Origin of the sequence: Acidovorax facilis (assembly GCF_050626955.1) — a bacterium.
GTDB classification, from domain to species: domain Bacteria; phylum Pseudomonadota; class Gammaproteobacteria; order Burkholderiales; family Burkholderiaceae_C; genus Acidovorax; species Acidovorax facilis.
On sequence record NZ_CP192460.1, the window covers coordinates 3,083,660 to 3,097,007 of the forward strand.

General features: G+C 66.9%; 12 protein-coding genes. 9 read left to right on the forward strand and 3 right to left on the reverse strand.

Translation table 11 applies throughout. The annotated features are described in order from the left end of the window. The first annotated feature begins 79 nt into the window (after nt 1–79). The 3 genes from ACQ4MJ_RS14100 (at nt 80) to flhC (ending at nt 2,235) form a co-directional block, all read left to right on the forward strand. Nucleotides 80–982, forward strand: a complete 903-nt coding sequence (locus tag ACQ4MJ_RS14100; RefSeq protein ID WP_431152280.1) for a sulfurtransferase — start codon at nt 80–82, stop codon at nt 980–982. A gap of 317 nt (nt 983–1,299) precedes the next feature. Next, nucleotides 1,300–1,626, forward strand: coding sequence for a flagellar transcriptional regulator FlhD (gene flhD, locus ACQ4MJ_RS14105; RefSeq protein WP_055400499.1), 327 nt, complete (start codon nt 1,300–1,302; stop codon nt 1,624–1,626). Nucleotides 1,627–1,674: 48 nt separating this feature from the next. After that, nucleotides 1,675–2,235 carry a flagellar transcriptional regulator FlhC gene (gene flhC / locus ACQ4MJ_RS14110; protein WP_010459839.1) on the forward strand — a complete coding sequence of 187 codons (561 nt, stop codon included), beginning with the start codon at nt 1,675–1,677 and terminating at the stop codon, nt 2,233–2,235. 198 nt (nt 2,236–2,433) lie between these two features. On the opposite strand, the gene ACQ4MJ_RS14115 is transcribed toward flhC, so the two are convergent. Both ACQ4MJ_RS14115 and ACQ4MJ_RS14120 read right to left on the reverse strand, forming a co-directional pair. Further along, nucleotides 2,434–3,030 (reverse strand): FlgO family outer membrane protein, encoded by a 597-nt coding sequence (locus ACQ4MJ_RS14115; RefSeq protein WP_431152279.1) that lies wholly within the window; start codon nt 3,028–3,030, stop codon nt 2,434–2,436. Further along, nucleotides 3,027–3,764, reverse strand: a complete 738-nt coding sequence (locus ACQ4MJ_RS14120; protein WP_431152278.1) for a hypothetical protein — start codon at nt 3,762–3,764, stop codon at nt 3,027–3,029. Before ACQ4MJ_RS14120 ends, ACQ4MJ_RS14115 begins: the two co-directional genes overlap by 4 nt. A gap of 142 nt (nt 3,765–3,906) precedes the next feature. On the opposite strand from ACQ4MJ_RS14120, the gene ACQ4MJ_RS14125 reads away from it, so the two are divergent. The 3 genes from ACQ4MJ_RS14125 to ACQ4MJ_RS14135 all read left to right on the forward strand — a co-directional run bounded on the left by ACQ4MJ_RS14125 (nt 3,907) and on the right by ACQ4MJ_RS14135 (nt 7,293). After that, nucleotides 3,907–5,142, forward strand: a complete 1,236-nt coding sequence (locus tag ACQ4MJ_RS14125) for a spherulation-specific family 4 protein (protein ID WP_431152277.1) — start codon at nt 3,907–3,909, stop codon at nt 5,140–5,142. A 162-nt stretch (nt 5,143–5,304) separates the two neighbouring features. After that, nucleotides 5,305–6,672 (forward strand): AI-2E family transporter, encoded by a 1,368-nt coding sequence (locus ACQ4MJ_RS14130; RefSeq protein ID WP_431152276.1) that lies wholly within the window; start codon nt 5,305–5,307, stop codon nt 6,670–6,672. Between the two features lie 327 nt (nt 6,673–6,999). Further along, nucleotides 7,000–7,293, forward strand: coding sequence for a DUF4148 domain-containing protein (locus ACQ4MJ_RS14135; RefSeq protein WP_431152275.1), 294 nt, complete (start codon nt 7,000–7,002; stop codon nt 7,291–7,293). A gap of 220 nt (nt 7,294–7,513) precedes the next feature. Here ACQ4MJ_RS14135 and ppc read toward each other — a convergent pair whose 3' ends face one another. Next, the gene (gene ppc, locus ACQ4MJ_RS14140; RefSeq protein ID WP_431152274.1) at nt 7,514–10,303 is read right to left on the reverse strand and encodes a phosphoenolpyruvate carboxylase; all 2,790 of its coding nucleotides are present in this window, start codon (nt 10,301–10,303) and stop codon (nt 7,514–7,516) included. 132 nt (nt 10,304–10,435) lie between these two features. On the opposite strand from ppc, the gene hemC reads away from it, so the two are divergent. Genes hemC through ACQ4MJ_RS14155 form a run of 3 tightly spaced genes read left to right on the forward strand, consistent with a single transcriptional unit; the run spans nt 10,436 to nt 13,340 of the window. Next, nucleotides 10,436–11,374 carry a hydroxymethylbilane synthase gene (hemC, locus tag ACQ4MJ_RS14145; RefSeq protein ID WP_121419313.1) on the forward strand — a complete coding sequence of 313 codons (939 nt, stop codon included), beginning with the start codon at nt 10,436–10,438 and terminating at the stop codon, nt 11,372–11,374. A gap of 11 nt (nt 11,375–11,385) precedes the next feature. Beyond that, the gene (locus ACQ4MJ_RS14150) at nt 11,386–12,198 is read left to right on the forward strand and encodes a uroporphyrinogen-III synthase (RefSeq protein ID WP_431152273.1); all 813 of its coding nucleotides are present in this window, start codon (nt 11,386–11,388) and stop codon (nt 12,196–12,198) included. Next, nucleotides 12,195–13,340, forward strand: a complete 1,146-nt coding sequence (locus ACQ4MJ_RS14155) for a uroporphyrinogen-III C-methyltransferase (protein ID WP_431152272.1) — start codon at nt 12,195–12,197, stop codon at nt 13,338–13,340. Before ACQ4MJ_RS14150 ends, ACQ4MJ_RS14155 begins: the two co-directional genes overlap by 4 nt. The last annotated feature ends 8 nt before the right edge of the window (nt 13,341–13,348 follow it).

Consider the following 13,348-nt stretch of genomic DNA (forward strand, 5'->3'; position numbering starts at 1 on the left):
ACACGAGGACACGCCCCACCGGGATGGCCACAATGGAGCCCCTTTCGACGCACTCCGTCACTTTGCCCATTTTCTGCCGATGACCACCTACACCACGCTCATCTCTGCCCCCGACCTGCAATCCCTGATCGCCAGCGGTGCGCCGCTGATGGTGTTTGACTGCAGCTTCGAACTGATGCAACCCACGGCCGGTGCCCAGCAGTACGCACAGGCGCACATCCCCGGCGCGGTGTACGCCAACCTTGACAACGACCTCAGCGCCAAACACGGTGCCCCCGGCGCTCACGGCACGCTGACCGCCCAGGAAGCCGACCAGCCGGCATCCGGTGGACGCCACCCCCTGCCCAGCCGCGAGCGTTTTGCCATGTGGCTGTCCAGCGTGGGTTTTGCCAATGGCATGCAGGCCGTGGTGTACGACCGCCAGGGCGCCAACTACTGTGGCCGCCTGTGGTGGATGCTCAAGTGGGCGGGGCACGATGCCGTGGCCGTGCTCGACGGTGGGCTGCAAGCCTGGCAGGCCGCCGGTGGGGCGGTGAACAGCGGCGAAGAGCCCGCGCACTTCCAGACCAATTTCCAGCTGGGCACCCCCTTGCGCCAGCTGGCCACGGCCAGCGAGGTGCTCGCGCGCCTGCAGCAGCCCGGCCAGACCGTGATCGACGCCCGTGCAGGCGCCCGCTACCGGGGCGAGGTGGAGCCGCTGGACCCCGTGGCCGGCCACATTCCGGGCGCGCTGAACCGCCCCTTTGCCGAAAACATCGGCGCGGATGGCCGCTTCAAGCCTGCTGACGTGCTGCGCGCTGAATTTGTAGCGCTGCTGGGCGGCCGTGACCCCGCCACCGTGGTGCACCAGTGCGGCAGCGGCGTGAGCGCCGTGCCCAATCTGCTGGGCATGGAGATAGCTGGCCTCGGCCCGACAGCACTGTTTGCCGGCAGCTGGAGCGAGTGGTGTTCAGACCCCACGCGCCCGGTCGAAAAAGGCTGATCCAGCGTCCAGCACGACAGCGCAGGTTGTAAAAGTGCAAAAAAGATGGTTTTGAGGGTGCTATCAAAACCATGAACAGAAGTGGGTAACCGGGGCCCACTGCCACAGCAGCGGCCATCGCCTGAAATGCCAGCCTGCACCTGATGTGCGTGTAGGGCAAATTCCTACACAGCCCACCGCAGAACCAGACACGCGGCACAGCCAAACCCCGACTTAATTTCTGATTGGGGCGGTTTCACAATCCATTTCAACGGATCACGCAAAACCTGCAATCAGCAGGCAACGCAAGACCCGGTACTGGAAAAAAGGAAGCTGCCATGACCAACGAACAAATCCTCGCTGAAATCCGCGAAGCCAACCTCACCTACCTGATGTTGGCCCAAACCCTGATCCGTCAGGACAAGGCCGAAGCCGTGTTCCGCTTGGGCATGAACGAAGAGTCTGCCGACATTCTGGCATCGCTGTCGCCAGCGCAAGTGATGAAACTGGCCTCCCGCAACACGCTTCTTTGCAGCTTCCGCGTGGACGACAACCTGGTGTGGAGCTTGCTCACCAACCACTCGGCCAAGAAGGTGGGCAACGAAGCCACCAACACGCTGCACGCCAACATCCTGATGGCCAGCCGCGTGTCGGAAGTACTCTGACGCATTTGCCCGCAGCCCTCTTCCCCCAGTCTCCACCGAAAGCCCGCCATGTCCACCAACGCCCCCGCTGCCAAAGCCCCCGCCAAGAGCGTGCTGAACGAATCCAAGCAGATCGAACGCGCGGCCATGCTGATCCAGATGGGCGCCCGCATGCAGGTGCTTGAATCGGAAACCACACTGTCGTATGAACGCCTGATCCGGCTGTACAAAGAGATCGCGGGCAAGTCACCCTCGAAAGGCCAGCTGCCCTTCTCCACTGACTGGTTCCTGACCTGGCAAGAGAACATCCACAGCTCGCTGTTCCTGAACATCTACGAATACCTGTCCAAGGGCGTGGACCTGGATTCGGTGGAGCTGCTGACCAAAGCCTACCGCCTGTACAACGAACAGGTCGCCACGGCCGAGATCGAACCCCTGCTCTCCTTCACGCGCGCCTGGCGCCTGGTGAAATTTGTGGACGCTGGCATGCTGACGCGCACCAAGTGCAGCCAGTGCAGCGGCCAGTTCGTGACCGAGCTGTATGAGAACCGCCACTTCACCTGCGGCCTGTGCAACCCACCCGCCCGCGCCGGCAAGAGCAAGACGGCTGGCGCACTCATGTTGCACTGAGATGGATATCAAAGCATTAGCTTTTTGCACCTACCAAACGGGCGCGCTAGCCTGATTCCCACCACGACCGAAAAATGGGCGCTGCACCCGCCAGGGCCGCCGCGCAAGGGCCGCCCCGCCGCGCTGGCGGCGTCCCCCTTCCCGCGCGTAGCGCGCGAGAGAAGGGGGAAGCGGCGAAGCCGCTCAGGGGGATGTCATCTATCTTCCAGCCAGCAGCGCGCGCACGTTTTCATCCATTGGCACGGCATAGTTGTGCGCCGCCACCACGGTGTTGCCTACCGGGTTCACCAGCTTGAGGCTGATGTACACCACCGACGTGGAAACCGCATACGTGCCCACCACCACGGCCTGCGCGTTCTGCGACTGACTCACCTCGCGCACTTCGCGCGACAGCAGCAGCTCACCCTGGTCGCGCTGCAGCAGCAGGTTCTCCCGCAGTTTCACCTCGGTCACCTTCAGGCCCCGGTGCACCATGCGGCCCGCGATCTGCTCCGAGAAGATGCGGCCCAGCCGCGACGATTCAGTGAGCCGGTCCACATTGACCAGCGTGGCCACCAGCACGGGCTGGTTGGCATCCAGCGGTGCGGTCTGCAGCAGCGCATCGGTGGCGTGTTCATTCAGCTCGATGAGGTTGGAGCGCGATATTCCGCCCGCCCGGTCACCGTAGTAGTAGCTGTGCATGGGGTTGGTGGTCTCGCAGCCCTGCAGCCCCCCCAGCGCAAGGGCGGCAGCCGCCCACCAGCTGGCGGCGCGTGCGCCCCGGGGAACTTGTTGCGACGTCCACAGCCCCTTCATGGCGCCACCACCCGCCAGGTCTTGACGGGCGTCATCGGTGCAGGCGCGGGCGGTCGCTCGGGCTGATACAGCACCGCGTCGGCCCCCTCGATGTAATACAGATCGGCCGTTCCGGCCAGGTACCGGTCGCGCGATTTGAGCGTGGACGTGATCAGCACCTCGGTGCGCGTGGGTCCGCCTGCGGCGGCGCCCTGGGTGTAGAGCTGGGCCATGTCCAGCGCCACCCCTGCCCCCACGCCCAGGGCCGTGGCCACACCCGGCAACAGGGTGCGGTCGGAATAGTGCACCGCCCAATCGCGCCACACGCCCACGCCAGCGCCGATGATGGTGCCGGCCATGGGCACGGGCAAGCCGCGCGGTGAGCCAGACCCGTGCTGCACCAGTTGCGTCTGCACCTCCAGCTCCACCGCCGTGGGCACCGTGGACACCGCCACGCCCCGGTTCAGCAGGTGCACCTTGAGCAACTTGAGAAAGCTCTGGTTGAAACTGGAGTTGTCCGCCACCGTGACGTACAGCGGGTATTCGCCCTCGGGCCAGGATGCGATCTTTTCGGCCACGCGCCCGGCCACATCGCCCGCCAGCACATCCCAGTGGTGCACGGCACGGGCTTTCTTCTGGCCGGTGGCGGGGTAGTTGTCGGCACGCGGCACGTCCAGCGTGCCGCAGCCGACCAGCAGCGCTGCGCACAGCAAGGCTGCTGCGGCGGCCGGAATGCGGTGAAGGAAGGATGGCATGTGGGCCATGGTACTGGCGACCGCCTGCGGCAATCGGCGCAACAAGGCCGTTTTTCCCGGCCAAAGCGGCCGTTTCAGCCCTTGGAGCTGCTGGCGCAAGCCTTCACAATCAACCCATTCATACCAACCCTCCGTGAAGACCATGCTCACCACAACCCGCACCCACCGCCTCGCGTCATTGATGGCCCTCACTGCGGCTCTGGCGGGCTGCGGCGGCGCCACGGACAAGGACAACAACACGACCGCCCCACCGCCACCCGCGAGCGCGCCCGTCACGCTGCATTTCGTGCAGCCCACCGAGAACGTGCTCGAACCCGGCGCATCTGAGCCGCTGGCGGCCGACGTTACCGTCAACGGCGGCGCAGCCCCCAACGGCACGGTGGTCACCTTTACCGTCAACCCCTCAGCAGCCGCCACCTTCTCTCCCGTGGCGCCCACCACCGTGGCCAGCGTGGCCAGCACCACGCTCACCGTGAGCAGCCTGCCGCCCAGCGCCACCTTCCAGGTCAGCGCCACGGCCACCAGCAGCGCCAACACGGCGGGCGACAGCCTCACGTACTACGTGCGCCCCACCCACAAAAGCCTGCAGGTGCTGGTGCCCGCGTATTTCAGCGCCAGCGGCACCTCATCGCCCTGGGCCACCCTCACCAGCGGCGCAGCCAGCTACCCGGACGTGCAGATCACCGCCGTGGCCAGCGCCAGCGACGGCGTGCTGACCGCGGACTCCGAGGTTGACGACGACCTGCTCACGGCCATCACAGACTTCAAGGCCGTGGCGGGCACCACCAACAAAGTCGTCGCCTACGTGGCCACCTCGGGCAGCGGCGGGTCGCGCTCGGTGGCTGACGTGAAGGCCACCATCGACAACTACATCCGCCTCTACCCCGACCAGCTCGACGGCTTCTTCCTGGACGGAATGGCCACCGACAGCGCACGGCTGGCGTACTTTCAGGACGTCTACAACTACGCCAAGGCCCGGGCCTCGGGCATGAGCAAAGGCGCCACGCCGCCCAACGCGCCCACCGTGATCGGCAACCCAGGCACCTACCCCGTAGCGGCCTATGCGGGTGTGGCCGACACGCTGGTCACCTACGCTGGCAATGCCGCCGCCTACCAGGCCACAGACCCCCAGCCCGCCAGCACCTGGGTCTACGCCAAGGACAACACCGCCCAGGCCATGCTGGTCCACACCGCCAGCACCTGCACCGACATGCAGGCTGCCGTGAAGCACGCCCACCGGCCCCGCCTGAACACCGGCATGGTCTATGCCACCAACCTGGCCATCGGCGCCTCGTGGTCATCACTGCCCACCTACTGGCAGCAGCTGCTGGGCACGGTGGATGCTCTCAACAAGAAGCGCCCGCTGCCGCTGTGCTGATGCCAACGGGCAGGGCGCCGAACCCTGCCACACAGGCACCGCTGGCGGGTCGCCGGGCAAACCACCCGCCAGAGCTTCCGAATCGCCACATCCCCCCGCCGACACGCTGCATGTCAGCCCGACCTACAACCCAGCAGGCCCGAGTCCCATCACAATCCGCGCATGATGACCGAGCCCACCCCTGCATCCCCGCCCGCTCGCGCTGCCGAGCCGCCACAGCCAGACAGCCCCGCCGCTGAAGCAGCCCCGACCATGCCCCCCCACGCGCCTGCGGCGGACGGCCCCGCACCAGTGGCCCAAACGGCCCAAGCCGACGATGCGGATCAAGCGGCCCCACTCGCCCAAGCCCGGTCAACCCCTGACAGCCCCCCACCGCCTGCGCAACCACCAAGCGGCGCGCCCGCAGCCACCGCATCCCTCCCCGGTCCACTCATGCTCCACATGCCCGTGGACGTGCGCAACCTCTCGCTCGCGCTGCTGGCGCTGTTTGCCAGCGTGGCCCTGCTGCACTGGGCCAGCGCGGTGTTCATCCCCATCATGCTCAGCCTGCTGCTCACCACGGCGCTGCGGCCCTTGGTGGAAGTCTTGCGGCGCTGCTACGTGCCCCGCTGGCTGGGGGCCGGTGTGCTGTTGATCGCCATCGTTCTGGGCCTGGCCAGCGCCGCCTGGTCGCTGAGCGACGGCGCCGCGCAACTGGTGGACTCGCTGCCCGTGGCTGCCAAGAAGGTGCGCGACAGCCTCAAGGCGCGCACCGGCGCCAGCAGCCCGCTCGACACCATGCAAAAGGCCGCCACGCAGATCGAACAGGCCGCCAACGAGAACAGCGCCACCGCCAACCCACCCCGGCGCGGCGTGCAGCGCGTGGTAGTGGAGCGCCCGCCCTTCAACATCCGCGACTACCTGTGGAGCGGCACCATGGGGCTCATGTCCGCGCTGGGGCAGCTCACGGTGGTGGTGTTCCTTACCTACTTTGCGCTGGCATCGGGCAACCTGTTTCGCAACAAGCTGCTGCGCATCGCGGGCACCAGCCTGGAGCGGCGCAAGGTCACCATCCACGTGCTGGAAGACATCACCAACCAGATCCAGCGCTACCTGATGGTGCAGGTGTTCACCAGCGTGCTGGTGGGCGTGGCCACCGGCCTTGCCTACTGGGCCCTGGGCCTGGAGAACGCCGCCGTGTGGGGTGTGGCGGCCGGGGTGCTCAACCTCGCGCCCTACATCGGCTCGGCCCTGGTCACCGGCGCATCGGCCCTGGTGGCCTTCCTGCAGTTCGGCACCCTGGACATGGCCCTGGCCATCGGCGGTGCATCGCTGGTCATTCACACCCTGGTAGGCAACCTGCTGACCCCCTGGCTCACCAGCCGCACCAGCAGCATGAGCCCTGTGGCCGTGTTCGTCAGCGTGCTCGCCTGGGGCTGGCTGTGGGGCCTGTGGGGCCTGCTGCTGGGCATCCCGGTGATGATGGCCGTGAAGGCCGTGTGCGACCGGGTCGAAGACCTGAAGGCCGTGGGCGAATTGCTGGGGGATTGATACCCGGCATCTGCCGCAAACCGGCAGATGCCTCCCCCGCCACGCTGCGGGGCGATGGGCATCTCAGCCCCCACCTCACCCACGCCACCCATATCACTCGCCATCACGGCGCTCCGGCGTGGCCCAGGAGGTCAAGGCGGCCTCAAAGATTGTTTCCAATACTGGAACAGTTAGTTCGCGACCAGGTAGTTTTTCCGCGAACACCATCGGCGTACAGTTCATCCCATCGATGAGCCGAACCCGCAAGGCGACTCACCGAACCCGGTTCAGGAATGGTTTTTGATCCGGCTTTTTTGAGACGCTTTTTAACCTTCAAGGATTTTCATCATGAACAAGACCGCCCGTTTCCTCTCCGTCGCTGCTGTTGCCGCTTTCGCTTCTTTTGGCGCCCAGGCTGACGAAGCCGACAGCTCGCAATTCGCCCTGAAGTTCGACACGAACCGCACCCGCGCTGAAGTGGCCGCTGAAGCCGCTACCGTGGCCCAGACGCGCAGCCAAGAACCTGCTGGTTCGCGTGTGGTGACCTACACCTCCACCGCTGACCGCGCTGCCGTGCGTGCCCAGGCTGCGGAAGCCCTGCGCACCGGCAAGATCCCTTCGGGCGAATTCAGCGCCATGTAATTGGCAGGCCAACTGCTTGAGATTGGTTGAAGCAGTTGCGGGACTTCCCATGGTGGTGGCACTTTGCATTTGCGGGTGGCGCTGCCATGGGGAGTGTTAACTGAACCGCAGGGGCGGGCAGGCAGATCGGGCTCCCTTTGGGAGCCCTTTTTGTTATGGGTGCCTGCGATCAAAACAGGCCGCGATGCGCAGGTTCGAATCGCGCTGCGCTGTCCGCCACTCAGCCGGTATTACGCAACCCCGCCGCAATCCCATTAATGGAAATGTGAATCCCCGTCTGCACCCGTTCATCCCCCTGCCCTGCGCGCCAGCGGCGCACCAGCTCGACCTGCAAGTGGTGCAGCGGGTCGATGTACGGGAAGCGGTGTTTGATGGAGCGGGCCAGCGCCGTGTTGTGTGTGAGGCGCTGTTTGTCGCCGGTGATGCGGGTGAGGGCCTCGGCCGTGCGGTGCCATTCGGCCTCGATGCTGGTGAAGACCTTCTTGCGCAGGCGCGCGTCGGTGACGAGTTCGCTGTAGCGTGAGGCCAGGGCCAGGTCGCTTTTGGCCAGCACCATGTCCATGTTGGACAGCAGGGTGCGGAAAAACGGCCATTGGCGGTACATCTTTTGCAGCAGGGCCAGCTGGGCTTTGGGGTCTTTGCCCTCCACGTTCACAAACGCATCGACGGCCGAGCCAAAGCCGTACCAGCCGGGCAGCGTGAGGCGGCATTGGCCCCAGCTGAAGCCCCAGGGGATGGCGCGCAGGTCTTCGATCTTCTGGCTGGCCTTGCGGCTGGCGGGGCGGGAGCCGATGTTGAGCTCGGCGATCTCGCGGATGGGGGTGGAGTTGAAGAAATACTCGGTAAAACCGGGGGTCTCGTACACCAGCGCGCGGTAGCTGCCCATGCTGGCCAGTGAGAGCTGCGCGGCGGCGTCCAGAAACGCCTTGGTGGCGGGCTTGGTGGGCTGCAGCAGGGTGGCTTCGAGCGTGGCGGCCACCAGGGTTTCGAGGTTGCGGCGGCCGATTTCGGGATTGGCGTATTTGGAGGCGATGACTTCGCCCTGCTCGGTCAGGCGGATCTGGCCGCGCACGGTGCCGGGGGGTTGGGCCAGGATAGCCTGGTAGCTGGGGCCGCCGCCCCGGCCCACGGTGCCGCCCCGGCCGTGGAACATGCGCAGCTGGATGCCATGGCTGGTGGCGAGTTCGTCGAAGAGTTCGACGAGGGCGATTTCAGCGCGGTACAGCTCCCAGTTGCTGGTGAAGATGCCGCCGTCTTTGTTGCTGTCGCTGTAGCCCAGCATGATGTCCTGCTCGCCACCGCTGCGCTGCACCAGCGCAGCCACGCCGGGCAGTGCATAGAACTCGCGCATGATGGGCGCGGCGTTGCGCAGGTCTTCAATGGTTTCGAACAGCGGCACCACGATGAGGTGGTTCTTGGACTCGGTGTCCAAGGTCCCATTCATCAGGCCCACTTCCTTTTGCAGCAGCAGCACTTCGAGCAGGTCGCTCACGGTTTCGGTGTGGCTGATGATGTAGTGGCGGATGGCTTCGTGGCCGAAGCGCTCGCGCATGACGCGGGCGGTTTCAAAGATGGCCAGCTCGCCCTTGGCATGGGCAGAGTATTCGGCACCCACCACGCGCAGGGGGCGTGCGTCGTTCAGCAGCTTGATCAGCAGGGCGCGCTTGGCGGCCTCTTGCAGGCTGGCGTAGTTGGGCTCAATGCGCGCCTTGGCCAGCAGCTCGGCCACCACTTCTTCGTGTTTGTCAGAGCTTTGGCGCAAATCCACCGTGGCCAGGTGAAAGCCAAACACCTGCACGGCGCGGATCAGCGGGTGCAGGCGCTCGGCGGCCAGGGCTTCGCCGTGGTGCGACTTCAATGACGCTTCGATCACGCGCAGGTCGGCCAGGAACTCTTCGGCGCTGGCGTAGGCGTTTTGTGGGGCCACGGCATGGCGGGCGGCCTCGCCGCCGGTCAGGTCCTTGAGCGACGCGGCCAGGCGCGCGTAGATGCCTGTCAGGGCGCGGCGGTAGGGCTCGTCCACGCGGTGTTCGTTGGTGTCGGGCGAGCGCTGGGCCAGGGCCTCCATCTCGGCCGATACCTGCACCAGGCGGGCCGACAATGACAGCTCGCCGCCCAGGTAGTGCACTTCGGTCAGGTAGTGGCGCAGGGCCACCTCGGCCTGGCGCCCCAGCGCGTATTGCAGGGTTTGCGCCGTCACATTGGGGTTGCCGTCGCGGTCACCCCCGATCCACTGGCCCATGCGCAGAAAGCTGTGCACGGGGTACTGGCCCAGTTCACTTTCCAGGTCGGCATAGATCTTGGGGATCTCGCGCAGGAAGGTGGCTTCGTAATAGGACAGCGCGTTCTCGATCTCGTCGGCCACGGTGAGCTTGCTGTAGCGCAGCAGGCGGGTTTGCCACAGCTGGGCCACGCGGGCGCGCAGCAGGGCTTCGTTGGCGGCCAGCTCGCGGGGGGTGAGCGCGTCTTTGGCGCTGTTGTAGAGCTGGGCGCGCACCTGGATGTCGTCGCGCGTGGCCAGCAACTGGGCGATGTCGCGCTCGGCATCCAGAATGCTCTTGCGCTGCACCTCGGTGGGGTGGGCGGTGAGCACGGGGGCTACGTAGCTGCCTGCCAGCGTCTGCGAGATGGTCTTGGGCGCAATGCCAGCCCAGCGCAGTCGCGACAGGGCGACTTCGATGCTGCCCTCTTGCGTGTCGCCCGCGCGTTCGTGCACGGCGCGGCGGCGGATGTGGTGGCGGTCTTCGGCCAGGTTGGCCAGGTGACTGAAGTAGGTGAAGGCGCGGATCACGCTCACCGTCTGGTCGCCCGACAGCGACTTGAGCAGCTTCTTGAGCGCGCGGTCGGCCTCCTGGTCGGCATCGCGGCGGAAGGCCACCGAAAGCTTGCGCACCTGCTCGACCAGTTCATAGGCGGCCACGCCCTCCTGGTCCCGGATCACATCGCCCAGAATACGGCCAAGCAGGCGGATGTCGTCAATCAGGGGCTGGTCCTTGTCGGATCGTTTCATGGTGCGTGGGTCTCCGGAGGTGGGTAGGTGACCTGGCGCCGCCTGCCCCCGCGTCCCCCGGGGCGCACCGGCCCCAGTGCGGGCGCATGCTAGCATCGCCCGCCCCTGAATGATTACAAACAGGTTACGAACTTGAGCCTTGCCCATTCCCCCCTTTCCATCGTCATTGCCACCCGAGAGAGCCGCCTGGCGCTGTGGCAGGCCGAGCATGTACAGGCTCTTTTGCGCGCACAGGGCCACACGGTGGAGCTGCTGGGCATGACCACCAAGGGCGACCAGATCCTGGACCGCTCGCTCAGCAAGGTGGGCGGCAAGGGCCTGTTTGTGAAAGAGCTGGAGGTGGCGCTGGAAGAAGGCCGCGCGCACATTGCGGTGCATTCGCTCAAAGACGTGCCCATGGAGCTGCCCGAGGGCTTTGCACTGGCCTGCGTGATGGAGCGCGAAGACCCGCGCGATGCGTTTGTGTCACCCAACTACCCGAACATTGATGCCCTGCCCCAGGGTGCAGTGGTGGGCACCTCCAGCCTGCGCCGCCAGGTGCTGCTGCAGGCCTTGCGGCCCGACCTCAAGATTGAGCCCTTGCGCGGCAACCTGGACACCCGCCTGCGCAAGCTGGACGAAGGCCAGTACGACGCCATCGTGCTGGCGGCTGCGGGCTTGAAGCGCCTGGGGCTCGAATCCCGCATCCGCGCCACGTTTCCGCCCACGGCCATGCTGCCCGCAGCCGGCCAGGGTGCCTTGGGCATTGAAGTGCGCAGCGACCGGCAAGACCTGATCGCAGCACTGGCCCCGCTGGCCCACCAGCCCACCTGGCTGACCGTGGCCGCAGAGCGCGCCGTGAGCCGCGCCATGGGCGGCAGCTGCTCCATGCCGCTGGCCGCGCACGGCACGTTCACCGATGGCGTGCTGCAGCTCGACGCCGCCTGGGGCGACGTGGACGCGCAGGCCCCCCTGGTGCGCGCAGCGGCCAGCGCCGCCGTCACCACGCTGGCGCAGGCCGAAGCGCTGGGCGACGCGATTGCGCAGCGCCTGCGTGCCGGTGGTGCCCGGGGCGCCGAACCCCTGGTTTGAACGCGCATGCCATGCCCCGGGTGATCGTCACGCGGCCCGCCCGCGAGGCTGCGCACTGGGTCAAGCTGCTGGGCGCGCGTGGTGTGGATGCCGTGGCCCTGCCGCTCATCGCCATCGGCCCCTGCCGTGACGCAGCGGCAGAGCAAGCACTCACCCAGGCGCATGCGCGGCTTGCGCAGTACCGGGCCCTGATGTTTGTCAGTGGCAATGCGGTGTTTCATTTTTTTGAGCCAAATAAGGCCCTAGCGCTTGATGGACAAGCACTATCAGCTATCAAAACAAGAGCATGGGCTCCGGGCCCCGGCACGGCGCGTGCGCTGGAGCAGGCCGGTGTGCCGCCTGGCTGCATCGACGGCCCGGCACCGGATGCCCCCCAGTTCGACTCGGAAGCGCTGTGGCAGCAGGTCTCTGGGCAGATCCGGCCCGGCGACTGCGTGCTGATCGTGCGCGGGAGGTCCTCCACGCCCAAGGGTGTGCATGAAAGCCTAGGCAACGGCCGCGACTGGCTGGCGCGCCAGATCGAGGCGGCGGGCGGCACGGTGGAGTTTGTGGTGGCCTACCAACGCGGTGCACCGCATTTTTCAGCGCACGAGGTGGCGCTGGCGCAACAGGCGGCGTGCGATGGCTCCATCTGGCTGCTGAGCAGCTCTGAAGCCGTAGCCCACCTGGCCGAGGCCCTGCCCGGCCAGCACTGGGGCGCCGCGCAGGCACTGGCCACCCACCCGCGCATCGCCGAAGCGGCCCGCGCAGCGGGCTTTGGCACCGTGCGGGAATGCCGTCCGGCGCTGGAGGATGTGGTGGCCTCGATAGAATCGGCCGCATGAGTTCCGTGCCCCCCAACGATCTGCCCCCCGCACCCACCGCAGCGCCCATGGCGGCACCTGCCGCGGCATCCGTGGGCGCACCGGCCGTGGGCCCGGCAGCCGCGCCCGCACCTCCAGCACCTACCCCGGGCCGGGGTGGCGCCGTCACGCTGCTGCTGGGCGCGGTGGCCGCTGCCGCGCTGGTCAGCAGCGGCATGCTGTGGCAAAAACTCAGCGCCATTCAAGAGCAACTGGCCCGTCAATCCGCAGACTCGGGCGCGCAGGCCATCGAGGCCCGCACCATGGCCCGCCAGGCCGAAGAACTGGTGCGCGAGACGGCAGCCCGCCTGTCGGTGGCAGAAGCGCGGGTGAGCGAAGTGGCGCTGCAGCGCAGCCAGCTCGAAGAATTGATGCAAAGCCTGTCGCGCTCGCGCGACGAGAACCTGGTGGTGGACATCGAATCGGCCATCCGCCTGGCGCAGCAACAGGCGCAGCTCACTGGCAGCCTGGAGCCCCTGGTGGCCGCGCTCAAAAGCGCCAACCAGCGCATCGAACGCGCCGCACAGCCCCGCCTGGCCCCCGTGCAGCGCGCCATTGGCCGCGACCTGGACCGCCTGACCCGCGCCACCGTGACCGACACCGCCGGCCTGCTGGCCCGTCTGGACGACCTGGTACGCCAGGTGGACGAGCTGCCCGTGCTGAACGCCGTGGCCCAGGCCGCCGCCACACGCCGCCTGGCAGCCACACCCGCGCCCACAAACACGCCAACACTCAACCAGGGCGACCTGGCCTGGTGGCAGGCAGCCTTGCAGCGCAGCTGGGAAGTGGTGCGCGACGAGGCCCGGGGCCTGGTGCGCGTGAGCCGCATCGACCAGCCCGAGGCCATCTTGCTGGCGCCCGAGCAGACCTTCTTCCTGCGCGAGAACCTCAAGCTCAAGCTGCTCAACGCCCGCCTGGGCGTTCTGGCGCGCCAGTTCGAATCGGCCCGCGCCGACCTGGCCGCCGCCAACGCTGCGCTCAACAAATACTTTGACCCGGCATCGCGCCGCACGCAGAACGCTGCCAGCACGCTGCAGACCGCCCAGGCCAGCATGAAGGCGGCCGAGCAGCCGCGCCTGGACGAAACGCTCTCTGCGCTGGCAACAGCTGCAGCCGGCCGGTAAGGGAGCGG

Bases quoted from the DNA above. Each gene is read 5' to 3' on its own strand.
- ACQ4MJ_RS14100 (WP_431152280.1), top strand. From the start codon at position 80: ATGACCACCTACACCACGCTCATCTCTGCCCCCGACCTGCAATCCCTG.
- flhD (WP_055400499.1), top strand. From the start codon at position 1,300: ATGACCAACGAACAAATCCTCGCTGAAATCCGCGAAGCCAACCTCACC.
- flhC (WP_010459839.1), top strand. From the start codon at position 1,675: ATGTCCACCAACGCCCCCGCTGCCAAAGCCCCCGCCAAGAGCGTGCTG.
- ACQ4MJ_RS14115 (WP_431152279.1), bottom strand. From the start codon at position 3,030: ATGAAGGGGCTGTGGACGTCGCAACAAGTTCCCCGGGGCGCACGCGCC.
- ACQ4MJ_RS14120 (WP_431152278.1), bottom strand. From the start codon at position 3,764: ATGCCATCCTTCCTTCACCGCATTCCGGCCGCCGCAGCAGCCTTGCTG.
- ACQ4MJ_RS14125 (WP_431152277.1), top strand. From the start codon at position 3,907: ATGCTCACCACAACCCGCACCCACCGCCTCGCGTCATTGATGGCCCTC.
- ACQ4MJ_RS14130 (WP_431152276.1), top strand. From the start codon at position 5,305: ATGATGACCGAGCCCACCCCTGCATCCCCGCCCGCTCGCGCTGCCGAG.
- ACQ4MJ_RS14135 (WP_431152275.1), top strand. From the start codon at position 7,000: ATGAACAAGACCGCCCGTTTCCTCTCCGTCGCTGCTGTTGCCGCTTTC.
- ppc (WP_431152274.1), bottom strand. From the start codon at position 10,303: ATGAAACGATCCGACAAGGACCAGCCCCTGATTGACGACATCCGCCTG.
- ACQ4MJ_RS14150 (WP_431152273.1), top strand. From the start codon at position 11,386: ATGCCCCGGGTGATCGTCACGCGGCCCGCCCGCGAGGCTGCGCACTGG.
- ACQ4MJ_RS14155 (WP_431152272.1), top strand. From the start codon at position 12,195: ATGAGTTCCGTGCCCCCCAACGATCTGCCCCCCGCACCCACCGCAGCG.